This window comes from Aeromonas sp. 102P (genome assembly GCF_051920345.1).
GTDB classification, from domain to species: Bacteria; Pseudomonadota; Gammaproteobacteria; order Enterobacterales; family Aeromonadaceae; genus Aeromonas; species Aeromonas veronii.
Genome location: NZ_JBQBCZ010000001.1, coordinates 3,327,492 through 3,352,869 on the forward strand (window position 1 = coordinate 3,327,492; position 25,378 = coordinate 3,352,869).

At 58.6% G+C, this 25,378-nt stretch carries 24 protein-coding genes; 10 read left to right on the top strand and 14 right to left on the bottom strand.

Features of this window, described 5'->3' with window-relative positions; translation table 11 throughout:
- Positions 1-109: 109 nt before the first annotated feature.
- Positions 110-883 carry an ABC transporter substrate-binding protein gene (locus ACTG1K_RS15560; RefSeq protein ID WP_005337307.1) on the bottom strand — a complete coding sequence of 258 codons (774 nt, stop codon included), beginning with the start codon at positions 881-883 and terminating at the stop codon, positions 110-112.
- Positions 884-932: 49 nt separating this feature from the next.
- Entirely contained in the window at positions 933-1,703 is a 771-nt protein-coding gene (locus ACTG1K_RS15565; protein WP_005337310.1) for an ABC transporter ATP-binding protein, read from the bottom strand.
- Positions 1,704-2,236: 533 nt separating this feature from the next.
- On the opposite strand from ACTG1K_RS15565, the gene ACTG1K_RS15570 reads away from it, so the two are divergent.
- Positions 2,237-3,139: a lysine exporter LysO family protein gene (locus ACTG1K_RS15570; RefSeq protein ID WP_440005951.1), complete on the top strand. Its 903-nt coding sequence runs from the start codon at positions 2,237-2,239 to the stop codon at positions 3,137-3,139.
- A gap of 103 nt (positions 3,140-3,242) precedes the next feature.
- On the opposite strand, the gene iadA is transcribed toward ACTG1K_RS15570, so the two are convergent.
- Both iadA and ACTG1K_RS15580 read right to left on the bottom strand, forming a co-directional pair.
- Positions 3,243-4,373 (bottom strand): beta-aspartyl-peptidase, encoded by a 1,131-nt coding sequence (iadA, locus tag ACTG1K_RS15575; protein WP_440005953.1) that lies wholly within the window; start codon positions 4,371-4,373, stop codon positions 3,243-3,245.
- 66 nt (positions 4,374-4,439) lie between these two features.
- Positions 4,440-5,222, bottom strand: a complete 783-nt coding sequence (locus tag ACTG1K_RS15580) for an ABC transporter substrate-binding protein (RefSeq protein WP_440005955.1) — start codon at positions 5,220-5,222, stop codon at positions 4,440-4,442.
- 386 nt (positions 5,223-5,608) lie between these two features.
- On the opposite strand from ACTG1K_RS15580, the gene ACTG1K_RS15585 reads away from it, so the two are divergent.
- Positions 5,609-6,217 (top strand): ACP phosphodiesterase, encoded by a 609-nt coding sequence (locus tag ACTG1K_RS15585; protein WP_440005957.1) that lies wholly within the window; start codon positions 5,609-5,611, stop codon positions 6,215-6,217.
- 56 nt (positions 6,218-6,273) lie between these two features.
- Here ACTG1K_RS15585 and ACTG1K_RS15590 read toward each other — a convergent pair whose 3' ends face one another.
- The gene (locus ACTG1K_RS15590) at positions 6,274-6,657 is read right to left on the bottom strand and encodes a DUF2069 domain-containing protein (RefSeq protein ID WP_005352922.1); all 384 of its coding nucleotides are present in this window, start codon (positions 6,655-6,657) and stop codon (positions 6,274-6,276) included.
- A complete protein-coding gene (gene arsC / locus ACTG1K_RS15595) occupies positions 6,654-7,004 on the bottom strand; it encodes an arsenate reductase (glutaredoxin) (protein ID WP_005361425.1) in 351 nt (116 codons plus the stop codon). Before arsC ends, ACTG1K_RS15590 begins: the two co-directional genes overlap by 4 nt.
- A gap of 60 nt (positions 7,005-7,064) precedes the next feature.
- On the opposite strand from arsC, the gene ACTG1K_RS15600 reads away from it, so the two are divergent.
- Positions 7,065-7,547, top strand: a complete 483-nt coding sequence (locus ACTG1K_RS15600; protein WP_440005960.1) for a TlpA family protein disulfide reductase — start codon at positions 7,065-7,067, stop codon at positions 7,545-7,547.
- Between the two features lie 90 nt (positions 7,548-7,637).
- On the opposite strand, the gene ACTG1K_RS15605 is transcribed toward ACTG1K_RS15600, so the two are convergent.
- Positions 7,638-9,092 carry a beta-barrel assembly-enhancing protease gene (locus ACTG1K_RS15605; RefSeq protein ID WP_005352930.1) on the bottom strand — a complete coding sequence of 485 codons (1,455 nt, stop codon included), beginning with the start codon at positions 9,090-9,092 and terminating at the stop codon, positions 7,638-7,640.
- A 121-nt stretch (positions 9,093-9,213) separates the two neighbouring features.
- Between ACTG1K_RS15605 and ACTG1K_RS15610 the strand changes: the two genes are divergently transcribed.
- From ACTG1K_RS15610 to ACTG1K_RS15620, 3 genes are read left to right on the top strand one after another with little or no spacing between them, the layout of a single operon-like run.
- Complete coding sequence (locus tag ACTG1K_RS15610; protein WP_236317642.1) at positions 9,214-9,447, top strand: sulfurtransferase TusA family protein; 234 nt, start codon at positions 9,214-9,216, stop codon at positions 9,445-9,447.
- A gap of 25 nt (positions 9,448-9,472) precedes the next feature.
- Complete coding sequence (locus ACTG1K_RS15615; protein WP_323887548.1) at positions 9,473-10,543, top strand: AI-2E family transporter; 1,071 nt, start codon at positions 9,473-9,475, stop codon at positions 10,541-10,543.
- A gap of 35 nt (positions 10,544-10,578) precedes the next feature.
- Entirely contained in the window at positions 10,579-11,385 is an 807-nt protein-coding gene (locus tag ACTG1K_RS15620; protein ID WP_139411890.1) for a MipA/OmpV family protein, read from the top strand.
- Positions 11,386-11,499: 114 nt separating this feature from the next.
- Here ACTG1K_RS15620 and ACTG1K_RS15625 read toward each other — a convergent pair whose 3' ends face one another.
- On the bottom strand, positions 11,500-12,300 hold the full coding sequence (locus ACTG1K_RS15625) for an alpha/beta fold hydrolase (RefSeq protein ID WP_440005963.1): 801 nt from the start codon (positions 12,298-12,300) through the stop codon (positions 11,500-11,502).
- Between the two features lie 114 nt (positions 12,301-12,414).
- Between ACTG1K_RS15625 and ppk2 the strand changes: the two genes are divergently transcribed.
- The gene (gene ppk2, locus ACTG1K_RS15630) at positions 12,415-13,230 is read left to right on the top strand and encodes a polyphosphate kinase 2 (protein ID WP_139442065.1); all 816 of its coding nucleotides are present in this window, start codon (positions 12,415-12,417) and stop codon (positions 13,228-13,230) included.
- Positions 13,231-13,342: 112 nt separating this feature from the next.
- Here ppk2 and ACTG1K_RS15635 read toward each other — a convergent pair whose 3' ends face one another.
- The 5 genes from ACTG1K_RS15635 to yejK all read right to left on the bottom strand — a co-directional run bounded on the left by ACTG1K_RS15635 (position 13,343) and on the right by yejK (position 19,818).
- Positions 13,343-14,479 (bottom strand): ABC transporter ATP-binding protein, encoded by a 1,137-nt coding sequence (locus tag ACTG1K_RS15635; RefSeq protein ID WP_201915034.1) that lies wholly within the window; start codon positions 14,477-14,479, stop codon positions 13,343-13,345.
- Between the two features lie 68 nt (positions 14,480-14,547).
- Positions 14,548-15,438, bottom strand: a complete 891-nt coding sequence (gene malG / locus ACTG1K_RS15640; RefSeq protein ID WP_005333868.1) for a maltose ABC transporter permease MalG — start codon at positions 15,436-15,438, stop codon at positions 14,548-14,550.
- Between the two features lie 12 nt (positions 15,439-15,450).
- Positions 15,451-17,103 carry a maltose ABC transporter permease MalF gene (malF, locus tag ACTG1K_RS15645; protein WP_005333870.1) on the bottom strand — a complete coding sequence of 551 codons (1,653 nt, stop codon included), beginning with the start codon at positions 17,101-17,103 and terminating at the stop codon, positions 15,451-15,453.
- 75 nt (positions 17,104-17,178) lie between these two features.
- Entirely contained in the window at positions 17,179-18,360 is a 1,182-nt protein-coding gene (malE, locus tag ACTG1K_RS15650) for a maltose/maltodextrin ABC transporter substrate-binding protein MalE (RefSeq protein ID WP_005333871.1), read from the bottom strand.
- Positions 18,361-18,768: 408 nt separating this feature from the next.
- Positions 18,769-19,818: a nucleoid-associated protein YejK gene (gene yejK / locus ACTG1K_RS15655; protein ID WP_005333872.1), complete on the bottom strand. Its 1,050-nt coding sequence runs from the start codon at positions 19,816-19,818 to the stop codon at positions 18,769-18,771.
- A gap of 73 nt (positions 19,819-19,891) precedes the next feature.
- Between yejK and ACTG1K_RS15660 the strand changes: the two genes are divergently transcribed.
- Positions 19,892-20,119, top strand: coding sequence for a YejL family protein (locus tag ACTG1K_RS15660; RefSeq protein WP_005333874.1), 228 nt, complete (start codon positions 19,892-19,894; stop codon positions 20,117-20,119).
- Between the two features lie 47 nt (positions 20,120-20,166).
- Positions 20,167-22,017: a DUF3413 domain-containing protein gene (locus ACTG1K_RS15665; protein ID WP_005352950.1), complete on the top strand. Its 1,851-nt coding sequence runs from the start codon at positions 20,167-20,169 to the stop codon at positions 22,015-22,017.
- A gap of 85 nt (positions 22,018-22,102) precedes the next feature.
- Here ACTG1K_RS15665 and ACTG1K_RS15670 read toward each other — a convergent pair whose 3' ends face one another.
- Complete coding sequence (locus tag ACTG1K_RS15670) at positions 22,103-22,969, bottom strand: MetQ/NlpA family ABC transporter substrate-binding protein (protein WP_440005966.1); 867 nt, start codon at positions 22,967-22,969, stop codon at positions 22,103-22,105.
- Positions 22,970-23,492: 523 nt separating this feature from the next.
- Here ACTG1K_RS15670 and asp point away from each other — a divergent pair.
- Entirely contained in the window at positions 23,493-25,367 is a 1,875-nt protein-coding gene (asp, locus tag ACTG1K_RS15675; RefSeq protein ID WP_159163359.1) for a serine protease Asp, read from the top strand.
- Positions 25,368-25,378 lie beyond the last annotated feature (11 nt).

Below are 25,378 nucleotides of genomic sequence, written 5' to 3' on the forward strand. Positions count from 1 at the left end.
TCACTCCACGCGGAGAGAACGGGCCCGATGACGACTGACGAGGTGAGCCGGTCGGCCTGTTATTCGCTATCTATGTGGCGAATGACTCACCGAACACGGCTCCGGTTTTTTACTCGCCGTATACGTCGAACTCGAAGTACTTGTCGTTGATTTCCTTGTACTTGCCGTTGGCACGCAGCGCCAGAATGGCGGCGTTGAATTTCTCTTTCAGATCCTTGTCAGCCTTGCGCACCGCAATACCGGCACCCTCGCCAAACCACTTAGGATCGGTCAGTTTCGGGCCGACGAATTCAAAGGCATCACCGCCCTCTTTCTTCAGCAGACCGTCGGTGATGGCGGCAGAGTCGGCCAGCACATAGTCCACACGACCGGATTTCAGATCGAGATAGGCTTCATCGGCGGTGCCGTAACGCTTGATGGTGGCATTGGGGAAGTTGTCGGTAATAAAGGTATCCATGGAGGTCGCACGCTGCACCGCGACGGACTTGCCTTCCATAAAGGCTTTGTCGAGCTGCACATCAGTGCCCTTCTTGGCGGCAAAGCGGGCCGGAATGTGCTGGTACTTCTGGGTGAAGTCCACCTTCTTCTTGCGCTCTTCTGTGATGTCCATGGTGGCGATGATGGCGTCAAACTTGCGTGACAGCAGCGCCGGAATGATGCCGTCCCAGTCCTGCTTGACCAGGGTGCACTTCACTTTCATCTCTTCGCACAGGGCGTTGGCGATGTCGATATCAAAGCCTTTCACCTCGCCACTGGGCTCGGTCCAGGAGAAGGGGGGATAGGCACCCTCAACACCGATCCGGACCTCTTTCCACTCCTTGGCCATCAGGCTACCGGACGCGAGGGCAGTAACTACGGCTGTCGCCAGCATCAGCTTGTTCATGTATCTCTCCTTGATAAAACAGTTGATTGGGTAACCAGGCATCCCGCCATCAGTAGATGGATGAGATGAATTGCTTGAACCGCTCGGATTTGGGATGGGCGAAAATCTCCTTGGGGTTGCCCTCCTCTTCCACCCGCCCCTGATGCAGAAACATCACCTTGTTCGATACATCCCGGGCAAACGACATCTCGTGGGTCACCACCAGCATGGTGCGCCCCTCTTCAGCCAGCTCGCGCATCAGGCCGAGCACCTCTCCCACCAGCTCGGGATCCAGCGCCGAGGTGGGTTCATCGAACAGCATCACCTCGGGCTCTACCGCCAGCGCACGGGCAATGGCGGCCCGCTGCTGCTGACCACCGGAGAGGTGGCCGGGATAGTAGTCACGCCGCTCCCAGAGTCCAACCCGGTTGAGCAGTTGCTCCGCCTTGGCCAGTGCTTCGGCGCGAGGCACCTTGAGCACCTGGATCGGCACTTCGATGATGTTCTGCATGATGGTCATGTGTGACCAGAGATTGAAACTTTGAAACACCATGGCCAGTCGGCTGCGGATCCGCTCCACCTGACGCATATCCTCGGGCAACCGCTCGCCGGCGCGGCTGGTTTTCATCCGGATCAACTCGCCATGGAGCGAGACGGTGCCGGATGAGGGGGTTTCGAGCAGATTGATACAGCGAAGAAAGGTCGACTTCCCCGAGCCGGAGGAGCCGATAAGGGAGATCACATCCCCCTTGTGGGCGGTCATGTCGATGCCCTTGAGCACTTCGTGGGTGCCAAAATATTTGTGCAGATCACGTACTTCCAGTGCGGCAACGTCGCTCATCCATTACAACCTTGTCTGTCCCTAGACGCCGCAGGGGGCGTGACTCAGCCATCGTCCATTTAACAAAAAGTTAACCGATGGCAACCTTCAGCGAAAATATCACCCGGATAGTGAAAAAACAATACAGAACGAGGGTCTTCAGGGATTTCGCTCTATTTTTATTCGCTCTTTGCGTATTTTTCAGCACTTTGTTTGCATAAACAGCCGTTTCAATGGCTATTCCGATACCGCCTTTTTATACCCCAATCATATCAGTGGCAAGAGAAAAGCGTGATGTGTGCCAAACCGGCACCAAAATGGCTTTATGCACCCCCTTGCCGAGCGAAATATCGGCCCCCCGATTGGATCAACTTGATTTCATTGGTGCACTCGGGCTCGCACAGAACCTTATCAAACAGAGAGGTTGTGGCAAAAAAGTAACAATCTGCCCCCAAAAGGGCTGTTTTCGGCCATGAAAGCGATAGATATGTGACACAGAGCCAATAAGTAATGATAAGGTGGTGTTTTTATCAGTTTTTGTGATCGAGGCCTCGATGCTGCTCAATGTGTTGCTGATCCTGTTGCCACTGGCAATCGGCTATCTGATTCCCCTCTCCTCTGCCCGGCTGATCAAGCTGGTCAACCAGAGTCTGGGCAAGATGGTCTACCTCATTCTGTTTCTGATGGGGCTCGGGCTTGCCTATGTGGAGAACCTGGGCAGCAATCTGGCGGTGATCTTCAAGGTCGCCGGGGTGATGCTGACCGCGATCACGCTCTGCAACCTGCTGGCCCTCTGGTGGCTCGACAAGCGCACACCGCCGACCCATGAGGCGAGCGATGCAAAGATGCCGAGCAAGCTGCACCTGTTGTGGGAATCCCTGCAGCTCTGCTTTGTGGTGCTCGGCGGCGTGCTGCTCGGGCTGCTGGTGGATCTGCGCGCACTGCCCATCGACAAGTGGAGCGAGTGGGCCCTGATGCTGCTGCTGTTTCTCATCGGGGTGCAGATGCGCAACTCCGGCATGCGGCTGCGCCAGATCCTGCTCAACCCCTGGGGGATGAAGATAGCCGCCACCGTCATCCTCAGCAGCTGGCTTGGCAGCCTGCTGGCGGCCCAATTGCTGGGGATGCCCTTTGCCCATGGTCTGGCGATGAGCTCGAGCTTCGGCTGGTATTCGCTCTCCGGCATTCTGGTGGCCGACAAACTGGGGCCGGTGCTCGGTTCTGCTGCCTTTATCAACGATCTTGGGCGCGAGCTTATCGCCATTCTGATCATCCCGGTCCTGATGCGACGCCACCCCTCGGCGGCCATCGGTTACGGCGGCGCCACCGCCCTCGACTTCACCCTGCCGGTCATCCAGAAGTCAGGCGGCATCACCGTCGTGCCGGTGGCCATTGTCTCCGGCTTTATCCTGAGCCTGCTCGGCCCCATCCTGATCCTCGGGTTTCTGGCGCTCTAAGCCTGATTCCCACATTGAAGATAAAAAAGCCCGACCTTGTTGTCGGGCTTTGGCTGTTTGGAGCAACCACGCACTCGCACTGGCTGCGATATTGCCCGCAGCCTTATTCGCGCCATTGGCCGCCACTCATCACCCGTTCGATAGCAAACGTCCGGTCGTGCACCAGCAGCAGATCCGCATCCTGCCCGACCCCGATACGCCCCTTGCTGCCAAGCCCCAGCGCCTGCGCCGGATTGCTCGTCACCACGGCCAACGCCCTCTCCAGCGAGACACCGAGCCGGGTCGCGCGCACGCACTGCTGCCACAGGCTGGCAATCTGGCCGCAGCGCATCTCGATTAGCCGCCCTTCGCCATCAAAGCGCGGCAGGCTGGCGTTGGCATCCGAGCTGAAGGTGATGCGATCGGCAGGCACGTTGGCAGCCAGCAGCTCGAGAAACGCATCGGCGGCAAGCCGCTCGCCATCCTCCAGCAGATCGGGAAAGCTCGAGGTGGTGAGGTCGACCCAACCTCCCGCCTTGCCCCACTCGATGGCCTCGGCAAAGAGCCAGGGGTTGCGGTTGCAGTGAGTGGGATAGAGCTGGCGCAGCGGAATATCGGTCTCATCGCGAAGAGCCCTTAGGGGGGCCAATGCCCCCTTGCCATCCCCGACATGGAAGAAGCTGACCCCGCTCTTGCCCGCAAGCAGCCCGGCCACCCGCGCCTCGCTGGCAAGCCTGGCCAGCTCGTCGTGGGTCGGCGCACTGGATCTGTGGTCGCTGATGGCCACCTCCCCCACCCCCAATACCTCGGGGATCAGGATGATGTCCGACTCCACCGTGCCGGTCAGGGTCTTGACCGGCAGATGGTAGGAGCCGCTATACATAAAGGCGCTCACCCCGGCGGCGCGAAACTCGCGCACCTTGCCGAGCACCTGCGCGGGAGTGCGGGTCAGGCTGTCGGTGCCAAGCGCCGCCACCAGGGTAGTGACACCGGCCCTGAGCGCCTCGCTCGCCGCCAGCTCAGGGGTGCGAAAGGCAAAGCCCCCCTCACCGCCGCCGCCGGTAATATGGGCCAGCGGATCCACCAGCCCGGGCACCAGATAGCGGCCACGACCATCGACCCGATGCAGCGGCCAGTTTGTGGGCACCGTCAACCCCTTGCCCATCCAGACGATACGGCCATCAGCCACCAGCAGATCCTGCTGGCCAAGGTGGGTGGGGCTGAAGATCTCGGCCCCCTCGATCAGGGTCAACATGGCGATCCTCCTTGCACGATTGTCGCTTGCCCAATGAAAAGAGAGGGAGCAAGCTCCCTCCCCCCGTCAACCACCATATATATCGTACTTGAAGTACTTCTGGTTGATCTGCTGATAGGTGCCATTGGCACGCAGTGCCTTGATCGCCTCGTCCAGCTTGCCCTTGAGCTCCTTATCGCTCTTGCGCACGGCGATCCCCATACCATCACCAAACCACTGGCGATCGGTCAGGGCGGGCCCCACATAATCGAACTGGTCACCCCCCTCTTTGCCAAGCAGCCCCTGCTCGATGGCAGAGGCATCGGCCAGCAGGGCCAGCACCCGACCCGCTTTCAGATCGAGATAGGCCTCATCGGCATTGCCGTAGCGGACTATGGTGACATTCGAGCCAAAATTGTCGGTCAGGTACTTGTCGTGGGTAGTGGCACGCTGCACCCCGATGCGCTTGCCCGCCATGCCTTCCGGGGTCAGCGTCAGCTCGGTCCCCTTGGCCGCCACAAAGCGATTGGGAATATGGGCATATTTCTCGGTGAAGTCGACCTTCTGGCGCCGCTCGTCGGTGATCGACATGGCGGCGATGATGGCATCGTATTTGCGCGACAGCAGGGCCGGGATCATGCCGTCCCAATCCTGCGCCACCAGCTCGCACTTGACCGCCATCTGCTGACACAGGGCGTTGGCGAGATCGATATCAAACCCCTTGATCTCGCCCGACGCATCGGTCCAGGAGAAGGGCGGGTAGGCCCCCTCCACCCCGAAGCGCACGGTTTTCCACTCCTTGGCCATGGCGGGGGTGGCCAGCAGGCTGGCAACAAACAGGGCTGAGAGGGTCAGTCTGATCTTCATCATGAGTACTCCATTACATAAAAAGCGCACAGGCGCGGACAAGGCATCGCAGGCGAATGCATAAGATGACCAAAAGCGGCAAAATCTGGATGAGCGAGATCACGCCCGAGCGGGCGTCAGTGAACTGCTCCAGAGGTTCGATCTATTCGTCGAACCACTCGGAGAGATAGAAAGGCTTGAAGTAGAAGGCCAGAAAAAAGCCTCTGGCTTTGCGCATCATGGTGGTTTGTCGCGTCCTGTGACAAAGATGGCATCACCTTAGCACGCCCGAATTTTGCTCGGCAATAGGCAGCCACAGGGCAGTAGCAAAATCCCGATCATGGTCAAGGCGGGCGGGATCCGTTAGGCTCGAAGCACCTTGCCATCCCATAACAGACCCACAGCGACCGATGAATTTTCTGGCCCATCTCCATCTGGCTGCCCACACCCGAAGCTCCCTCACCGGCAATCTGCTCGGCGATTTCGTCAAAGGCACGATGCCCACGGGTCTTGCCGCCCACTTCGATGAGGGGATCTGGCTACACCGCAAAATTGACGCTTTCACCGACAGCCACCCCGAGCACAAGGCGGCCGTCGCCTGTTTCGAGGCCCCCTGGCGCCGCTTTGGCGGCATAGTGGTGGATATGATCTACGACCACTGGCTGAGCCTGCACTGGGGACTGTTCAGCACCGAGCCCCTGCCCCGCTTCCTGCAACGCGGTTATGAGCAGCTATTGGCGGATCACCCACGCCTGCCGGACGGACTGCCACTCCCCCTCAAACGGATGGCCGAGCAGAACTGGATCGCCTCCTACCGCCACAGGGAGGGGCTGGGGCAAGCGCTAAATGGCATAGGTCGCCGACTGCGCCGCCCGGTACAACTGGGAGAGGCGCTGCTGACCCTCGATGAGTCGCAGTGGCAAACATGCGAGGCGGGATTTCTGCGCTTCTATCCCCAGCTGATGGACTTTAGCCAGCAGCAGCTGGCCCAATATCGGGCAGCCCAAGGGGCACAGTGATCCCTCTGGATAGAGCTGCTTCCCCATAAAACACGCCCCTTGCGGGGCGTTTGTCATCAGTTGGCTTCGTCTTTCTTTTTGCGAATGCTTAAGCCCAGCTCCCGACCACGCAGTCGGGCGTAATAGATGGTGCCGACAAAAGCGAGAGTGGTGAAGACCAGCTCCACCACCGCCAGCCACCGCTCCCCCTCATCCGTGGTGATCAGGGTGAGGGCGTGGAGGAAATAGGGCATCAACACGAAGTTGCCCCAGGCGTGGGTGTAGGGGTTGCCCTGCACTATCCCCTTGAGGGGGAAGAGCAGCGGCACCGTCCAGATCACCGGCAGCAGCCAGGGGTTGAGGTCCGGATGGGGCGACAGCCACAGATGCCAGAGGATGACCCAGCACAGCAGGCCGAAGAAGCCGACCAGAGTCAGCCAACGTGCGAAGCGGGTGCTCACTTGAGGATCTCCAGCACCTGCTCCGGCGGGCGACCAATACGGGCCTGACCGTTCTTGATGACGATGGGACGCTCGATCAGCTTGGGATGCTGATGCATGGCGCGGACGAGGGCATCACCGCTGACATCGGCCAATCCCAGATCCTTGTAGAGCTCTTCCTTGGTGCGCATCAACTGGCGGGGATCGCTAAAACCGAGCAGAGAGAGCAAGTTGCGGATCTCATCTTCGCTCGGGGCCTGCTCCAGATAGAGCACCACATCAGGGGCGATCCCGTGCTGTTCCAGCAGCGCCAAGGTTTCGCGACTCTTGGAGCAGCGCGGATTGTGGTAGATTTGGGTCTCGCTCATGGTAACTCCCTGATTAATCGCAAGATGGGATTAGAAACGGCGCTATTGTAGGGGAAAGTGATGGTCAGGGTAAGCGGCAGTGGAAAGGAATTGAAACGAATTTGTTGGCTGATTGTGGCTGGCCTGCTGGGCGCCTGCACACCCGCCCCCGAATTTACCGCTGCCACAGGGCAGTCGGTCAGCCTGCGCCACTTTGCCGGCAAGCCGCTGCTGATCAACTACTTCGCCCCCTGGTGCGCCCCCTGCCTGCGGGAGATGCCGCGCCTCAACGGGCTGGCGGCAGAAGGCCAGATCACAGTGGTGGCCATCAACTACGACCCGACCACGCCAGCAGAGCTGGACAAGCTGGCTGCGCAGTATCACATCAAGGTGCCGCTCCTTATTGCCAATGAAGATGCCAGGCTCCCCTTCCCTCGCCCAAGCGGCCTGCCTACCAGCTACCTGCTCGATAGCGAGGGCAAGCTCAAGCAGACGCTGGTCGGCGAGCTCGACCAGCAGCAGATCGAGATGCTCAAGGCGACCGCCAGCAGCCTGAGTCACTAGCCCATCGCTGCTATCACCGTCCCCCACATCAACGCCACCGCCATAAACAACAAGGGCGCACCATAGTGCGCCCTTGTTTGATAGGTTTCGTTAGCCCTTGAGGCTGTCGAGATCCTTCTTGGCCCGCTCCAGCTCGGTGATGCGCGCCTCCAGACGAGCCAGGGTCATCCGATCGCTGGTGGTACCACGTGCCACGATCAGCTCGTCGATGGCCGCCTGATAATCCCCGCGCAGTGCGAGCATCTCGGCCCGCGCCATATGCAGCTCGGTCATTCTGCCCGCCTTGCGATAGGCATCGGCCAGCAGGTTCCAGGCCAGATTGTTCTCCTCATGGGCGCGGGCATAAGGGTCGAGGATGGCGATGGACTTCTTGTAGTTGCCGCTCTCGAGGTAGGCGTTGCCGAGGTTGACCACCACCACTTCGTTATCCGGCATCCGGCTGCGGAACTTCTCGAGGCGCGCGATGGCTTGGGCACTGCGCCCCTTGGCCAGATCGATGTCGGTCTGGGCATCGACGATAAAGAGATCTTCCGGATGACGGGCCGCCAGCTCCTGCATCAGGGTATCCGCCTCGTCGGTGCGCTTGAGCTGGATCAGCGCCAGCGCCTTGCCATAGATGGCGGCATCCTTGAGCGGGTAATCCCCCTTCTGGATCCGGCTATCGAAGTAGCTCAGCAGCCCCTGCGGGGTATCGGTACCAAAACGCACCTGAATCCGCACCTTGGCCAGCCAGAAGTCGAGGCTGGGCGGCAAGTCGCGGCGGCCATAGCTGCCCGCCCGAGCGCGGGCCTCGCTGATCCGGGTCTCCGGCAGCGGGTGAGTGAGCAGCATTTCCGGCGGCTTGCTGGCGTAACGGTATTCGGCAGCCAGTTTCTGGAAGAAGTTGGCCATCCCCATAGGGTCGAAACCGGCATCATAAAGCGTCTTCATGCCGATGCGATCCGCTTCATATTCGTTGTCGCGGGTGTAGTTGATGGCCGACTGCATGGAGAGGCCCAGCGTAGTCTGCAACGCAGCGATACCGGCAGTCGGGTTGATCACCGCCAGCGCGATGGAGCCCACCAGACCGGCCAGGGTCACCGCCGAGCTGCTCGCCTGCGCTTCCATATAACGGGCGATATGGCGCTGGGTCACGTGAGTGATTTCGTGGGCCAGTACCGAGGCCAGCTCGCTCTCGCTGTCGGCGTAGAGGAAGAGGCCGGTGTGCACCTTGACCCGCCCGCCGAGGAAGGCGGCCGCGTTGATGGTGGGATCATTGATGAGGAAGAAGGTAAACGGGAAACGCACCCCATCGGCGTTGGTCAGTAGTCGCTGACCCAGATCATCAATGTACTGGCTCAGCACCGGATCATCGATGATCGGCAGACCCGCACGGGCAAAGCGCATAAAAGCGTTGCCGTAACGCACTTCCTGCTCGATGGGCAGGGCAGCAACCCCGGCCGTGCCGATGTCGGGAAGCTGATTGTTGGCCTCGGCATGAAACGTGGCGCCCATCAGGGAAGCCAGCAGGGGAAGCGATGCCATCAGGGGGGAAAAACGTGCCACGTTATCTCTATCTCCATCAGAAAGGGCCTCGGCAGAATACCCTTGCCTATCAAGGGCTACAAGCGTTGTTTCATGCTCTTATCACGGCCATAATAGCGGCCACCTGCCTGATGGAGCCCCCATGGAAGTTCTCGACCTGACCCCCTGGCGTTGCCCTGAGCCGCTGATCCGGCTCAAGCTCTGGTTAAGGGGGGCCAAAAGCGGTCAAACCGTCACCATCCGGCTGGCCGATGCGGGCTCCCGGCAGGATATTCCGGCCTATCTGCACCGTCAGGGCCACCATGTCGAGATGCAGCAAGAAGCGGACAAAACCCTCTCTTTGCAGTTGGTTGTCGGGGCGAAACAACCATCTTGAGCCCCAGTGATGTAAGGATGCAGTCATGTTAGAAGTATTGAAGCGCTGGTATCAGACCCGTTTTTCCGATCCCGATGCCGTTACCCTTTTCCTGTTGCTGGTGTTCTGCTTTGCCATCATCTGGCTGTTTGGCGATCTGCTGGCCCCCCTGCTGGTGGCGCTGGTAATGGCCTATCTGCTGGAGTGGCCGGTCGCCCGGCTGCAAAAAGCGGGGCTGTCGCGCACCCTGGCCACCAGCGTCATTCTGATCCTCTTTATTGCGGTAGCAGTCGCCTCCTTGCTGGGTCTTATCCCGACGCTGGTCAGTCAGGGGATCAATCTGGCCAAAGAGGCACCGGCCATGCTGACCCACGCTCAGGATTATGTCCGCACCCTACCGGACAAATACCCCGAGCTCATCGACGTCAGCCTGGTGGAGACCGTCATCGACAATATTCGCCAGCGCATCCTCAGTGGCGGCGAGCATCTGGTAAGCGCCTCCCTCAGCTCGCTGGTGAACGTGGTCGCCATCATGATCTACCTCATTCTGGTACCGCTGATGGTCTTCTTTATGCTCAAGGACAAGCGGGTACTGATGGGCAGCCTGCGCCGTTTCCTGCCGCGCAACCGCACCCTGGTCAACCGGGTGTGGGTGGAGATGAACAACCAGATCATCAACTACATCCGCGGCAAGGTGATCGAGATCCTGATCGTCGGCATCGCCACCTATGTCCCCTTCGCCCTGATGGGACTGCGCTACTCGGTGCTGCTGGCGGTCGCGGTCGGCTTTTCGGTGCTGATCCCCTATATCGGCGCCGCCGTGGTGACCGTGCCGGTGGCCATGGTGGCATTATTCCAATGGGGGCTCACCCCGGAGTTTGCCTGGCTGATGGTGGCCTATCTGGTCATTCAGGCCCTCGATGGCAACCTGCTGGTGCCGGTGCTTTTCTCGGAAGCGGTCAACCTCCATCCGGTGGCCATCATCATCGCCGTGCTGGTCTTCGGCGGCTTGTGGGGATTCTGGGGAGTCTTCTTCGCCATTCCCCTCGCCACCCTGGTCAAGGCGGTGCTCAATGCCTGGCCAAAACGTGAAGAGATGCCCAGTGCCGCAAAATAACCTGCTTCCCCTGCAATCGTGACAACGGAGTGTCCATGACCTTTTTTCGTCAAATCAGAGCAGCAGGGCTGACGGCCCTGCTCCTCGCTGCCGCCCTGCCCGCCCGCGCCGATATCGACCTTGGTTCCATGGATCTGCTCACCAGCGACAGCCCTACCAGCCCGGTGCCACAGGGCTTTGTCGCCGGTGCGGCGCTCATCGGGGGACAGGCCCGTTATGAAGCGCAGGACAACGCCCTCTACGCCATCCCGGGCTTTATCTACTTCGGCGACGACTTTATGTTTCTGGGAGATCGGGCCCGCTACTACTTCCACAAGGATGAGAACGTGGCCCTCTACGGCTATGGCCGGGTCCGTTTTGGCAATCTGGATCCCGAGGACTCTCCGGCCTTTACTGGCATGGAGCAGCGAAAATGGCAGCTGGAAGGCGGGATCGGTGGCAACATCATCACCCCCTATGCCCTGCTGACCGTGCGGGCCAACAGCGATGTCACCGGCCGCAGCAAGGGACAGGAGCTGCTGCTGTGGGCCGATTTCCCCATCCTGCGTGACAACCTGCTGATCATGCCGGGGATGGGGCTGATGCTGCGCAGCGACAAGATGGCCAACTACTACTTTGGCGGTATCTCCGAGAGCGAGGCCACCGCCCAGCGGCCCGCCTGGGATACCGGTACCACCCTCTCCCCGATGGCGGCCCTCATCACCAGTTACCGCTTCAGCCCCAACTGGATTGGCATGTTTGCCATGAACTACGAATGGTATGATCGGGACATCAAAAACAGCCCCATCGTCCAGCACGATGGCGAGCTCTATGCGGGTTTTGCGCTGGGCTATATCTGGTAACAGTTATGAGTCTTGAACCGTGAGACACGACCAAACAAAAGGGAGCCCTCGGCTCCCTTTTTCACGACCATCATCAGGCTGGTAGTACAGCCTACTCAGGCTGCCAATTCAGGCTTACAGCGCCGCCAGAAACTCGGTCAGTTGCTGATTGACGAAGGACTGATTTTCCAGCGACGAGATGTGGCCAGCCATCGGGATCTCCCTAAACGGGCAACCCAGCACCTCGGCCATCAGATAGCCCTCCAGCACCGGACGGGCCTTGTCCTCGCAGCCTGTCATCACCAGTGCGGGAGTGGTGATCTCCTCCAGCCACTCGATACGATCTTCGCGGGTCACAAAGCTGCGGCCCACCGCCACCATGGCGGCAATCTTCTCGTTTGGCCAGGCGGCCAGACGCGCCTTGAAATCGGCCAGCAAGTCGGCATCGGGCTGGTTGGCAAAGAAGATAGGCGCCACCTGTTCGATGATGGGCGCCGGCACGGTGCCGAGCTGCTCGATCATCGCCAGCATGCCGAGGTAGCGCTCGCAGGTGATCTGCGGCTCGAGGCCGACAAAACTGTCCATCAGCACCAGACCCTTAAGGCGGTTTGGCACCATGCGCGCCAGTTCCACACCCCACATGCCACCGATGGAGAGGCCCACCAGCACGAACTCGTCGACCCCGAGGGCATCGAGCAGCGCCAGATGATCGCGCGCCAGGGTTGCCAGCGTGCAGGCGCCTTCCGGAAGCAGATCGGAATCGCCGTGGCCCCACAGCTCGGGAACGATGCAGCGATAGCTGCCCTTGAGCGCCTCGATTTGCGGCGCCCACATGGTGCTGTCCCACAGATAGCTGTGACCAAACAGCAGTACCGGCCCTTGCCCTTCATCCAGATAGGCCATCCGGCGGCCCGCTATCTCCATAAAATGCTTCATGTTATCTCCTGTTGCCAGCGATGGGCGGGCAGTGTATCACGTCCCCCTTGGCAGTCGACTCTCCCTGGTGCAAGCTGAAGTGACGGCAAGAAGGGACTCAAAAAGGAGAAGAAGATGCCGAAGGACAAGAGCAAGAAGCGACCACGACTGGACAAGAAATGTTATGAACACCACCTAGCCCACCTGCAGGAGGAGCTGGTCAAGCTGCAGGAGTGGGTCAAGCAGGAGGGGCTGAAGGTAGTGGTGCTGTTCGAAGGACGGGACGCCGCCGGTAAAGGGGGCGTCATCAAGGCGATCACCGAACCGCTCAACCCCCGGGTCTGCCGGGTCACGGCGCTGCCCGCCCCCTCCGATCGAGAGCGATCCCAGTGGTACTTTCAGCGTTATGTGGCCCACCTGCCCGCCGCTGGCGAGATGGTGCTGTTTGACCGATCCTGGTACAACCGGGCCGGAGTCGAGCGGGTGATGGGATTTTGCAGCGACGCCGAGTATCGCGAGTTTCTGCGCGCCTGCCCCGAGTTTGAGCGGATGCTGATCCGCTCCGGCATCACCCTGATCAAATACTGGTTCTCGGTCAGTGACGAGGAGCAGGAGAAGCGCTTTAAAGAGCGGATCAACACCCCCATCAAGCGCTGGAAGTTCAGCCCGATGGATTTGCAGTCCCGGTCACGCTGGGTGGAATACTCCCGCGCCAAGGATGACATGTTCACCTACACCGACACCGAGGATTGTCCCTGGTTCGTGGTGGAGGCAGATGACAAACGCCGTGCCCGCCTCAACTGCATTGCACATCTGCTGAGCAAGGTACCCTACGAGGCGATCCACTACGAGCCCATCAAGCTCCCCCCCATCAAGACCGAAGGGTATGAGCGCCCGCCGCTGGCCAGCCAGACCTTTGTACCCGATATTACCGCCGAACTCGAGGCTTGAACCGAGTTACCTTGCCTATCTGCATGTTCAAATCGCAGGCAATAAAAAGCCGGTCTGACGACCGGCAAAAAGGCATTGATTATTAAGAAAGGAAAACCAGCACAACAAAAAATCAGGTACGGATATATTTGGCGGTACGGGGGAACGCCTGCTCCTTGGCATCGAACAAGTAGCAGGCTTCGGCCGGGATACCCACGCTGTAGGTTTGACCGGTCGCCACATCCACATCCGAGGTGGCCTTGACGGTAAAGTCGTGACCATCCACATCCATATAAACGAAGGACTCGGCGCCCAGGTGCTCGGCCACCTGCACGATCCCGCTCACCCTGCTGTGTGCATGGGGGTGATCCAGCGGCATCAGGTGCTCGGGGCGAATGCCCAGCTCCACCTTGTCACCCACAGCGCCACTGCGGGCATCGACCCGGGCACGCACGGTATCGCCAGAGGTCAACTTGACCAGGCACTCCTGCTCGCCAATCTCCAGCAACTCGCCCGCCAGGAAGTTCATCTTGGGAGAGCCGATAAAGCCCGCCACGAACTTGTTGTCCGGGTTGTGGTAGAGATCCAGCGGTGAACCGAACTGTTCTAGGTTGGTGGCAGCTTCGGCCTTGAGCGGGCTCAGCACAACAATCTTGTCGGCCAGGGTCATCGCTTCCACCTGATCGTGGGTCACGTAGATGATGGTGGAGTTAAGCTCTTTGTGCAGCTTGGCGATCTCGATCCGCATCTTGACCCGCAGCGCGGCATCCAGGTTGGAGAGCGGCTCGTCAAACAGGAACACCTGCGGCTGCTGCACGATGGAGCGACCGATGGCGACACGCTGACGCTGACCACCGGAGAGCGCCTTGGGCTTTCTGTCCAGCAGCGGCTCAAGACCCAGGATCTCGGCGGCGCGCATCACCCGCTTGTGGATGTTCTCCTTGTCCATCTTCTTGAGCTTCAGACCAAAGGCCATGTTCTCGTAGATGTTCATGTGGGGATAGAGGGCGTAGGACTGGAACACCATGCCCACGTTGCGCTCTACCGGCGGCACGTCGTTCATGTAGCGACCGCCGATGGTCAGCTCACCGCTGGTGATGTCTTCCAGACCCGCGATCATCCGCAGCAAGGTGGATTTGCCGCAGCCGGACGGGCCGACGAAGACGATGAATTCGCCCTCCTTGATGGAGAGGTTGATGTTGCGCAGGGTGTCCTTGTGAACAGCCGGATCGTAATTTTTGCGAACGTTGTTGAGTACTACTTCAGCCATGACGAGCTCCGCTCTTGAATCTTTGCAAATCGTGATAGCGGGGGGAGTCAGCTCCCCCGGCCATAAACTTAACCTTTCACACCACCGGCGGTCAGACCGCCAACCAACCAGCGCTGTGCCAGCAGGAACACCACAGTGATGGGGAAACCGGAGAGCACTGCGGCCGCCGCGAAATCACCCCACAGATAGTTCTGCGGATAGAGGTACTGCTGGGCCCCGACCGCCAGGGTCAGATTGTTCACATCCTGCAGCAGGATGGAGGCCATGGGCACCTCGGTAATGGAACCGATAAAGGCCAGAATAAACACTACCGCCAGGATGGGCACCGACAGGGGCAACAGGATCAGACGGAATGCCTGCCACGGGGTCGCACCGTCGATGGCCGCCGCCTCCTCCAGGGAGGAGTCGATGGTCTCGAAGTAGCCCTTGATGGTCCAGACGTGGAGGGCAATCCCCCCCATGTACGCCAGGATCAGGCCACCGTGGGTGTTGAGACCCAGCCAGGGAATATAGTCACCAATCTTGTTAAAGAGCGCGTAGATGGCTACCAGTGCCAGCACTGCCGGGAACATCTGGAAAATCAGCATGCCCTGCAGGATGGTGGACTTGCCACGAAAACGCAGGCGGGCAAAGGCGTAAGCACAGGTGGTGGAGAGCGTCACGATCATCAGGGCAGTGATGCCGGCGATCTTGATGGAGTTCCACAACCAGGTCAGCACCGGGAACGGCGGCGGCGTGATGCTGCCGTCGGCGTTGGTGATGGACATGCCCAGCGCAAGCTTCCAGTGATCCAGCGTCGGATTGGAGGGGATGATCTCCCCTACCGCGAAGTTACCGTTACGGAACGAGATGGCGATAACCATGATCAACGGGAAGATGATCAACGCCAGGAAGCCCCACATGACCAGGTGGGTTGCCCACACCCGGTATTTGACTGATTTGGGTTGTACGATTGCCATGTTGAAGCCTCCTTACAGCTGCTTGTCGGCTTTGGACAATTTCAGGTTGAGCAGCGCCAGCGCACCCACGATGAGGAAGATAGCTGTGGCGATGGCACTGGCCAGACCGTAGTCCTGACCACCCGATCCCTGGAACGCAATCCGGTAGGTATAACTCACCAGCAAGTCGGTGGTACCGGCCGGGGTGCTGGCGCCGATGATGTCGGGCGCACCGTTGGTCAACAACTGGATAAGCACGAAGTTGTTGAAGTTGAAGGCGAACGAGGCAATCAACAGCGGTGTCAGCGGCTTCATCAGCAGCGGCACGGTGATCTTGAAGAAGTTCTGTACCGGACCGGCACCATCCATGGCGGACGCTTCATAGAGATCTTCCGGAATGGCTTTGAGCAGGCCCATGCAGAGGATCATCATGTAGGGGTAGCCGAGCCAGGTGTTGACAATCAGGATCATCACCTTGGCCAGGAAGGGGTTGGTATACCAGTCCGGCTTGATGCCAAACGCCGCTTCCAGGAACATATTGATCTCACCGAAGTTCTGGTTGAACAACCCCTTGAACACCAGGATGGAGATAAACGCCGGGATCGCATAGGGCAGGATCAACATGACCCGATAGAAACCGCGCCCCTTGAGCTCTTCCCACTGCACCAGACAGGCCAGCACCATGCCGATAGCCAAGGTGAAAGCGACGGAGCAGGTTGAGAAGATCACGGTCCAGATGAAGATCTGCAGGAAGGGTGACTGGATGCCCGGATCGGTGACGATGCGCGCGAAGTTCTTCCAACCGACGCTCACCACAAAGCCCGGAGCAATGCCCTTGCCGACAAACTGACCCTGTTCGTCGATGTACTGATAGAAGCCGGTCTCACCATTGGGCAGCATCAGCTCGCCATTCTGGGTATCACGCAGCAGGTTGCTGTCTTTGATCACCACGCCGGACTTGAGCACGGCACCATCCATCAGACGGGTGTAGTGCTGCTTCTGGGCGGCAAACTTGCGCAGGCTGCTCAGGGTCAGGTGGGTACCGCCATCCGGCAGTACCAGATCAAGGTCGCTCAGGTGAGTACGATGCTCAACAATGGCGCGGATCGGTGCGGCCTTGCTGGCCGCTTCGCCAGTGAAGGGCTGCAGCTCGACCACTTGCTGGGTGTTCTGCACACGGCCCTCGCGGGACGCCAGCTCACGGGCCTTGTTGGTCATCAGGGAAACAGGTTGGCTGATAAAGGATTGATCATCCTGTGTCAGCAGCAGCTGGAACTGGCCGTTGTCGCCACCCAGCAGGGTAAAATCGAATTCACCGCCCGCCACCTTGTAGGTTTTCTTCAGGTGGTAGTCCCGCGCCTGCTCCACGGAGAGCAAGTTGGACCCCGAATAGTTGGTGAAGGCAATGCCAATGGTGTAGGCAAGAGGGAAGATGATAAACACAACCATGCCCGCAACACCCGGAAAGATGTAGCGATGGGCATAGGTCTTCTTGTTCATGAAGACATACAGACCGACGGAAACCACCACCAGATCCAGCAGCGCGAATACCCACTCGCCACTGGCGTACATCATCACGGCTGCGTAGCCGTTGAGGATGGCAACCAGGGCCGCTATGGTCCACTTAAGCCAGGTGTGCTTATCCTTCGGACCGGCATAGGACTCAACAGAAGGTACTACTTCCATGCCAATTAACCTTTATAACGCCAAGAGAGATTTGAGAGAGTGGGAGGCCATGACGGCCTCCCGGGTAGTGCGTGCTTACTGAACGATACGCTTGGCAGCGGTATCCAGAGCTTCGTCAACACCCTGACGACCGGAGGTCACGTTCTTGAGGGCAGTTTCGAAGGAAGACCAGAAACGGCTCATCTCGGGAACGGATGGCATCGGCTCGCCAGCCTGGGCGTTCAGCATGGTGGCCTTGATGTGCGGATCGGATTCCAGGGTCTTCTGGAAGGATTTCAGCGCAACGGCCCCCAGCGGCTTGTCGGCGTTAACCGGCGCCAGACCGGCATCGGTCAGCAGGTAGTTTTCCAGGAACTCGATAGCCAGATCCTTGTTCGGGCTGGCGGCGTTGATGGTGGCACCCAGTACGCCAACGAAGGCTTTGGCCGGCTTGCCGTTCAGGGTCGGCAGCGGCGCTACGCCGTACTTGATGCCGCTCTTGTCCAGGTTGCTCCAGGCCCAGGGACCGTTGATCATCATGGCCACTTCGCCCTTGTTGAACTTGGCGTCCATCACACCGTAGTCGATGCCTTTTTCCAGGTGACCGGACTTGATCATCTCGGAGATGTAGCCCACGCCCATCTTGGCACCTGCGTTGTTCACGCCGGTATCTTTGACGTCATAACCGGTAGCGGTTTTCTTGAAGGCGTAACCACCGTTGGCAGCCACCAGCGGATAGCTGAAATACGGGGTGTCATAAGCCCACATGATGGCGCGCTTGCCGTTTTTCTTCAGAGTCTCGTCAATCTTGGCGATCTCTTCGAAGGTTTTCGGCGGCTCGGGCAGCAGGTCCTTGTTATAAATCAGGCTGACTGCTTCCATGGCAACCGGGTAGCCATAGGTTTTGCCATCAACAGTCATGGCATCCCATGCCAGCTGTTCAAATTTGCCTTTGGTGGCAGCGTTCGGCGTTACCGGAACCAGCAAACCGGCTTTGACCCACTCACCGTAACGGTCGTGAGCCCAGAAGAAGATGTCCGGGCCGTTGCCAGTGGCGGCGGCTTGCTGGAATTTCACTTCAACCTGATCCGGGTGAGCCACAGTAACCTTGATGCCGGTTTCTGCTTCAAACTTCTTACCCACTTCAGCCAGACCGTTGTATCCCTTGTCACCGTTGATCCAGATGGTCAGCTGGCCTTCATCGATGGCAGCAGTAGCAGAGCAAGCGACGCCAAGAGTGGCCAGACCGATCAGGGATGACAGCAATTTCTTTTTCATGAGCCTTTCCTTGTATTAGTTCCGCGCTGTAAGAGCATTGTGTGCGAGATGAATATTATCCCAAGCGGCAAACGGCTCACATGACGCAACTCGCATTTTTGAAATGCAATTACGTATTTCCTTCCAGAAAGTTTTGAAAACATTTTCTTATTTCAGGGAATTACGGCCATTTATCGGCTTAATTCCAGACAACCACAGAATAATAATTACCAAAATGAAATAAAATTTCATTAATGAAAGGGTTTTCACCTCAATGAAAACCCTTTCAGGTGGTTTATTTTGTTTGATTTGTTAACAAAGTACCGCGCCAGTTTCGAGGTCTGCCCGAGCGCAATAAAAAAAGAGACCCCGCCGGGGCGGAGTCTCTTTTTGCGAGAAATGACGAGTTGATCACACTCGGGAGCATGACTACGACTGGCGCAGCAGCTGATCCTTGAGATTGGGCGGCACACCCTTGATGGTCAGGGTGTCGGTCTGGGGATCGTAAAAGATCCGGCTGTTCAACAGCTTCTGCTCAAAGCTCAGAGTCAGGCCGCCACCGGAGCCGACAAACTTGGTCAAACCACGCAGAGTAGAGCGATCCGCCGGGAAGCGCTCTTCCAGCTCATACTCCTGACCAATAAAGCTGTAAAAATCGAGGTCACCGTCGCCGGGCAATTCTGCAGACAACTCCTTGATTTCGATCTCTTCACCGGCACTCGCCTGTTCGGTGCAATATTTGAAGACCTGCTTTTTATAGTCATTGCGCTCGGTCGGTTCGAGCTGACGACTGTCGCAATAATCTTCGACCGCCTGCAGCAAGCCTTTATTTTGTACCTTGGCATCCATGCCCTCGCGGGCACCCAGCAGATCCATAAAGAAGTCGCCCAGTTTGCGACCAATGCGCCCCTTGCTGAAGGTGATATAGCGGCGCGAATCAGGTTGGGTTTTCCATTCGGTCAAATCAATGCGGGCCACCAGATTGAGTTTGCCGATATCCAGATACTGGATATGGCGCAATTCCAGCGCTTCGCTGACGGTGACGCTCTCCTTGCCCTCCAGCAGGGCAATCAGCAGATAATCGACCCCGACGTAGTTATATTTGGCAAACAGCAGCACCCCCTGCTCATCGAGGGCGTGCTCCACCAGCTGCTTGACCAGCATCTGAGTCACGGTGACCGAGAAGGGAACGAATTCGGTCTGCTCGTCGAGCAGCTGTTCGAGGGCGATACGAAACGCGGGTGAAGGCTGCTTGGGAGCCTCTTCACCGTCGGCCAGCTCGGCGACGGCGGCCTCGGGGTCGGCAAAGAAGCCAAAGCCCTTGCCGCCTTTGCCGTTGTAGATCCGATGCAGTTCCGCCATCAGTCCCTGTACCGCCTCATCAGGGGGCAGGGTCTGGCTGCGGGTATCGGCGTGGGGTTGACCATCGCCGCCCTGGCGCAAGGAGTGAAGAATGATCTTGTCGATATCGAGACTCATGTCACAAAGCCATAGTGTTAGCCGAAAGGGTGAAGTATTATAAGGCGCTTTGAACCGAGATGAACTGAAGATTATGCCTATCGTATCAAAGTACAATAACGAGCAATTTGACGCCCTGATGAACGACCTGATCACCGCGCTGGAAAAGCATAAAGCGCCGGTAGATCTCAGCCTTATGGTGCTTGGCAATCTGACCACCAATATCATCAACGGTATGGCACCGGCCCAGCGCCAGGCCATCACTGAAAAGTTTGTCCAGGCCCTGACCGCATCGGTCGATAATCGCCACGACGCACACTGAGTCCCCGACTCTGTTGATTTGACGTTTCTCAACGCAGATGGATCACTATGGTCGAAACCGGTAACCCCTATCGTGATAATGTCTCTCGCCTGATCACCTGGGGGCATTGGTTCTCCTTCTTCAACATTATTCTGGCCATGCTCATCGCCACCCGTTATCTGGGTGCCATCAGCTGGCCATCGACCACGCTTGGCGTGATCTATCTCGTTGTAAGCTGGATTGGCCACTTCTCGTTTCTGAGTTTTGTCACCTACCTGTTGACGATCTTCCCGCTCAGCTTCGTGCTGCCCAAGGAGAAGTCGTTGCGGTTCATCTCGGCCATCATCGCCACCCTGGCGCTGGTGCTGCTGCTGATCGACACCCAGGTATTCCGGCTGTTCAAGTTCCACCTCAACAGTCAGGTATGGCAGTTGCTGCTGGATCAGGCGCAAACCGAAGAGGGCTCAATCTGGAGCATCATCTTCGTTGCCGTGCCCACCATCTTCCTGCTGCAACTGCTGCTGTCGGCCTATGTCTGGCGCAAGATCAACAAGCGCAAGCGCCGCCAGTACGGCAATCAGGTGGGGCTGGCCCTGCTGATCTGCTTTATTCTGACCCACGTGGTCAACAGCTGGGCGGATGCGACCCTCTATCAGCCGATCACCATGCAGAGAGCCAACTTCCCCCTCTCCTACCCTATGACGGCCCGCTCCTTCCTGGCCAAACATGGCTGGCTGGATCTGGATCAGTACGAGAAGCAGGCTGCTTCCCAGGGGGATAACAGCGACAGCCGGATGCACTATCCGCTGCGCCCGCTCAACGTCAACGCCCCCCTGACTCACAACAATCTGCTGATTGTGGTGGTCGATTCGCTGCGCTTTGACATGCTCAACAACATCAACATGCCCAATCTGCAGCGCTATGCGGATCAGCATCTGACGTTCCGCAATCACCTGAGTGGCGGCAACGACGACCTGATGGGGATGTTCAGCCTCTTCTACGGGTTGCCCGGTCACTACTACAAGGACATCAGCAGCGACAAGCGTCCGCCGGTGCTGTTCGACGAGATGCTGCGCCAGGATTACCAGTTCGGGCTGTTCGGCGCGATGGAAGATGCCCAGAAGTATCGCAAGAGCATCCTCGCCGGTCTGCGCAAACAGGTGTTTGTCTCCGAACAGAGTGACGATGGCAAGCTGCTAACCGACTGGCAACAGTGGCTGGAGAAGCGCTCTCCCGAGCGTCCCTGGTTCTCGCTGGTCTATCTCTCGAGCCCAGGCGACTACCAATTACCCGCCACCATGAAGGGGCCGTTCCAACCGGAGCTCGCCAACTTCAATCCGGCGACCGCCTATCGGGCGGAGAACCTGCAAAAACTGGAGAACCGCTACAAGAACTCGGTCTTCTATACCGACCAGTTGCTTGAGCAGATGCTGACCAAATTGCAGTCGCAGGGGATGGACAGCAACACCATCGTTGTCATCACCTCCAACCACGGCCAGGAGTTCAACGACACCCGCAGCAACAGCTGGGGCGCAGGCAGCAACTACTCACCCTATCAGGTGCAGGTACCGCTGGTACTGGCCTGGCCGGGGCGCGGCAGTGACGTTCGGGAACAACCGAGCAGCCATTTCGATCTGGCGCCGACCCTGATGCAGGGGATGCTGGGCGTGCGCAATCCGGCGCGCGATTACAGCGTTGGCCGCTCGCTGTTTGATACCAGCCCGCGCAACTGGCTGCTGGCCGGGGATCAGAACGACTTCGCCATCTATGAAGGGGACACCATCACCCACTTCAACAAGCAGGGTGACTTCGAACTGCTGGAGCGCAACAGCTATCGCCCGATCAAGCACGGCACCCCGGATATGGGCGCCATGATCCAGGTGATGAACGAGCTGAACCGCTTCTATCGCAACCAGTGAAGCCCGCGATGATGACTTGATACCATAAAAAACGCCCCGAATTCGGGGCGTTTTTCGTTGTATAGCCGGGCCACGTTCACGACTGTTAGCCACCCCACCCTTGCGGGTACTTGTAGCCGACGAAACGCTTGGCTGCATAGGCTTTGAAAGCCGCCGAGTTGTAGGCTGCCGCCACATCTTTGGCAAACGGCTGATCCGCATCTGCGCTTTTCACCACCACCCAGTTGATGAAATCGTAGCTGCGCTCCAGAAACAGTCCTTCACTGAACGGGATACCGCTGGAGGCAGCAAAATTACCGTTGATCACCGAGAAGTCCACATCCTCGCGCGAGCGGGGCAGTTGCGCCGCCTCCAGCAACACCAGCTTGAGATTGTGCGGATTGTTCACCACATCAAACTCGCTCGCCTTGAGCGGGTTTATCCCCTCCTTGAGAGTGAGCCAACCAAGATCCTGCAGCATCAACAGCGCCCGCGCCTGATTGGTGGGATCGTTGGGGATGGCCACCGTGCTCCCCTCTTTCACCTTGTCGAGTGCTGCCAGCTTGCCGGAATAGAGTCCCATCGGGCCGGTTGGCACCTGGGTAATGGGCGCCAGCGACAAGCCGCGATCTTTGGCAAAACTCTCCAGATAGGGTTTGTGCTGGAAGCAGTTCACATCCAGTGATCCGTCAGCCAGAGCAATATTGGGCGTCACATAGTCGGTGAACTCCACCAGCTTGACCTTGTACCCCTTGTCCTCCAGCTGCGGCTTGATGGAGTCGGTCACCATGTCGGCAAAATCCCCCACCGTGGTACCAATCACAATCTCCTGTCTGGTCGGCAAGGGCGCATCGGCGGCAATTGCGGAAAAAGAGAGGCTCCCGACCGCTATCGCGGCAATAAAAGTGCTGACGCCAGCGGTGGCGCGCAAGGAAGCAGTAAAAAGAGAAGATAAGAAGGAACGAAACGGCATAGGGACTCCCTGTCAGGTACGCATCAAGCTATGGGACTACGGCGGGGTGGCTCTCAGAGATTAGGCCCCTCAAACCGCAGCAATCTAGCCATCCAAACGGCTATTTTGGTTACCATAACAGAGCCATCCACTGCCGCCAAGCAATAAACCGCTGGTTCCACCTCATCACCCTTGCTGTCACCCCCGAATGCATAGCTGTACTCACGTTGGCACACACAACCATGCCACTCACTTTCAAGAGCGCACGAACTCCCCTCGGGATTGCCCCGAATCGGGATGGCTGCGGCGAAGGAGAGTCGCGAGAGGAGTGAATTACGGATAAAAAGATCAGTAGCGAGCGGTGAGAACCATTCTCAATAGAACACATAACCAGTGTCATTGGAATACCTACCACAAACTGAATCGGATTTCTTTGAACCTCATTACGTTTTTTGAAAATGGCTCTTTTTGAACCCCTGTCACCCGTGTATAGATTTCCGTCGCACTCAGGATGAGTGCGATCCAAGATGGAGTTAAAAAAATAATGAAGCAAACATCGTTAGCACTGGCGATCACAGCACTGCTGTCGACCCTGCCCAGTGCGCTCGTTCAGGCAAATGAAGGTTGTGCGCCGCTCACCGGCAAGGAGAGCGGCATGGATATCGGACGCAGCAGCACCGAGCGCTGCCTGCCAGGTGCCAATCCCCTGCAGGATCAGCAGTGGTATCTGCTCAACAACGGTCAGGATGGATTCAGCTCCCGTGGCGGCATAGCGGGCAATGATCTCAACCTCTGGTGGGCTCATCGCACCGGTGTGCTGGGCCAGGGAGTCAATGTGGCCGTGGTGGATGATGGCTTGGCTATCGCCCACCCGGATCTGGCGGAGAACGTGCGCCCGGGGTCGAAAAACGTGGTGACCGGCAGCGATGACCCGACACCGACCGATCCGGATTCGGCCCACGGCACCTCGGTCTCCGGCATCATTGCAGCGGTGGACAACGCCATCGGGACCAAGGGGATTGCCCCGCGAGCCCAGTTGCAGGGGTTCAACCTGCTGGATGACAACAGCCAGCAGTTGCAGAAAGATTGGCTCTACGCCCTTGGCGACAGCGATGCCAGCCGCGACAACCGGGTGTTCAACCAGAGCTACGGCATGAGTGTGGTGGATCCCCGCTCTGCCAACTCTCTGGATCAATCCCAACTTGATCGTCTGTTTGAACAGCAGACCCTCAAGGTGCAGGGCGCGGCCTATATCAAGGCCGCCGGCAACGGCTTCAACAAGATAGCGGCGGGCGGCTATGTGCTTAACCGCACCGGCAATGGTCCCAAATTGCCGTTTGAAAACAGCAACCTTGATCCCTCCAACAGCAACTTCTGGAACTTGGTGGTGAGCGCGCTCAACGCCGATGGCGTCAGATCCTCCTACTCCAGCGTCGGTAGCAACATCTTCCTGAGCGCGACCGGCGGCGAATACGGTACAGACTCTCCGGCGATGGTGACCACGGATCTGCCCGGCTGCGACATGGGTTACAACCGCACCGACGATCCCAGCACCAACCGGCTGCACGGCAACCCGCAACTGGATGCCAGCTGCGACTACAACGGCGTGATGAACGGCACCTCCTCCGCCACCCCCAGCACCTCCGGCGCCATGGCGCTGCTGATGTCCGCCTACCCGGATCTGTCGGTACGTGACCTGCGGGATCTGCTGGCGCGCAGCGCAACCCGGGTCGATGCCAAACATCAGCCCGTGATGGTCAGCTACACCAGCAGCACCGGCAAGGTGCGCGACGTGAAAGGACTGGAAGGTTGGGAGCGCAATGCCGCCGGCATGTGGTTCAGCCCGACTTACGGTTTCGGTCTGATCGACGTCAACAAGGCCCTTGAGCTGGCAGCCAATCACCAGCCCCTGCCCCCGCTGGTACAGCTGCCATGGCAGAAGATCAATGTCACCGGCAGTGCCGCCGCCATTGCGGATGTGGGCAACAGCCCGACCAGCTCGACAACCCGCATCGCGACACCATTGACGGTAGAAGCGGTTCAGGTGATGGTGAGTCTGGATCATCAGCGCCTGCCCGATCTGCTGATCGAACTGGTCTCCCCCGCTGGCACCCGCAGCATCCTGCTGAGCCCCTTCAACAGCCTGGTCGGCCAATCTCTCGACCAGCAGCAGCTGGGCTTTGTGCGAACCAAGGGATTGCGCGACATGCGGATGCTATCCAACAAGTTCTACGGCGAATCGGCGCAAGGCACATGGCGACTGGAAGTAACCGACGTTGCCAACGGTACCCGTCAGGTCTCTCTGCTCAATCGCGAGACCCGTGAGCGTACCACCCTGACCGAGCGCAACAATCGCCAACCGGGCAAGCTGATCTCATGGTCCCTGCGGGTCCTGGGTCACGATGCCAACCGCAGCTAACACGCTAGGAG

Bases quoted from the DNA above. Each gene is read 5' to 3' on its own strand.
- ACTG1K_RS15615 (WP_323887548.1), top strand. From the start codon at position 9,473: ATGTTAGAAGTATTGAAGCGCTGGTATCAGACCCGTTTTTCCGATCCC.
- ACTG1K_RS15660 (WP_005333874.1), top strand. From the start codon at position 19,892: ATGCCTATCGTATCAAAGTACAATAACGAGCAATTTGACGCCCTGATG.
- ACTG1K_RS15570 (WP_440005951.1), top strand. From the start codon at position 2,237: ATGCTGCTCAATGTGTTGCTGATCCTGTTGCCACTGGCAATCGGCTAT.
- ACTG1K_RS15585 (WP_440005957.1), top strand. From the start codon at position 5,609: ATGAATTTTCTGGCCCATCTCCATCTGGCTGCCCACACCCGAAGCTCC.
- ACTG1K_RS15610 (WP_236317642.1), top strand. From the start codon at position 9,214: ATGGAAGTTCTCGACCTGACCCCCTGGCGTTGCCCTGAGCCGCTGATC.
- ACTG1K_RS15620 (WP_139411890.1), top strand. From the start codon at position 10,579: ATGACCTTTTTTCGTCAAATCAGAGCAGCAGGGCTGACGGCCCTGCTC.
- ACTG1K_RS15670 (WP_440005966.1), bottom strand. From the start codon at position 22,969: ATGCCGTTTCGTTCCTTCTTATCTTCTCTTTTTACTGCTTCCTTGCGC.
- ACTG1K_RS15565 (WP_005337310.1), bottom strand. From the start codon at position 1,703: ATGAGCGACGTTGCCGCACTGGAAGTACGTGATCTGCACAAATATTTT.
- malG (WP_005333868.1), bottom strand. From the start codon at position 15,438: ATGGCAATCGTACAACCCAAATCAGTCAAATACCGGGTGTGGGCAACC.
- ACTG1K_RS15625 (WP_440005963.1), bottom strand. From the start codon at position 12,300: ATGAAGCATTTTATGGAGATAGCGGGCCGCCGGATGGCCTATCTGGAT.
- ACTG1K_RS15560 (WP_005337307.1), bottom strand. From the start codon at position 883: ATGAACAAGCTGATGCTGGCGACAGCCGTAGTTACTGCCCTCGCGTCC.
- asp (WP_159163359.1), top strand. From the start codon at position 23,493: ATGAAGCAAACATCGTTAGCACTGGCGATCACAGCACTGCTGTCGACC.
- yejK (WP_005333872.1), bottom strand. From the start codon at position 19,818: ATGAGTCTCGATATCGACAAGATCATTCTTCACTCCTTGCGCCAGGGC.
- malF (WP_005333870.1), bottom strand. From the start codon at position 17,103: ATGGAAGTAGTACCTTCTGTTGAGTCCTATGCCGGTCCGAAGGATAAG.
- ACTG1K_RS15600 (WP_440005960.1), top strand. From the start codon at position 7,065: ATGGTCAGGGTAAGCGGCAGTGGAAAGGAATTGAAACGAATTTGTTGG.
- ACTG1K_RS15580 (WP_440005955.1), bottom strand. From the start codon at position 5,222: ATGATGAAGATCAGACTGACCCTCTCAGCCCTGTTTGTTGCCAGCCTG.
- malE (WP_005333871.1), bottom strand. From the start codon at position 18,360: ATGAAAAAGAAATTGCTGTCATCCCTGATCGGTCTGGCCACTCTTGGC.
- ACTG1K_RS15635 (WP_201915034.1), bottom strand. From the start codon at position 14,479: ATGGCTGAAGTAGTACTCAACAACGTTCGCAAAAATTACGATCCGGCT.
- arsC (WP_005361425.1), bottom strand. From the start codon at position 7,004: ATGAGCGAGACCCAAATCTACCACAATCCGCGCTGCTCCAAGAGTCGC.
- iadA (WP_440005953.1), bottom strand. From the start codon at position 4,373: ATGTTGACCCTGATCGAGGGGGCCGAGATCTTCAGCCCCACCCACCTT.
- ppk2 (WP_139442065.1), top strand. From the start codon at position 12,415: ATGCCGAAGGACAAGAGCAAGAAGCGACCACGACTGGACAAGAAATGT.
- ACTG1K_RS15665 (WP_005352950.1), top strand. From the start codon at position 20,167: ATGGTCGAAACCGGTAACCCCTATCGTGATAATGTCTCTCGCCTGATC.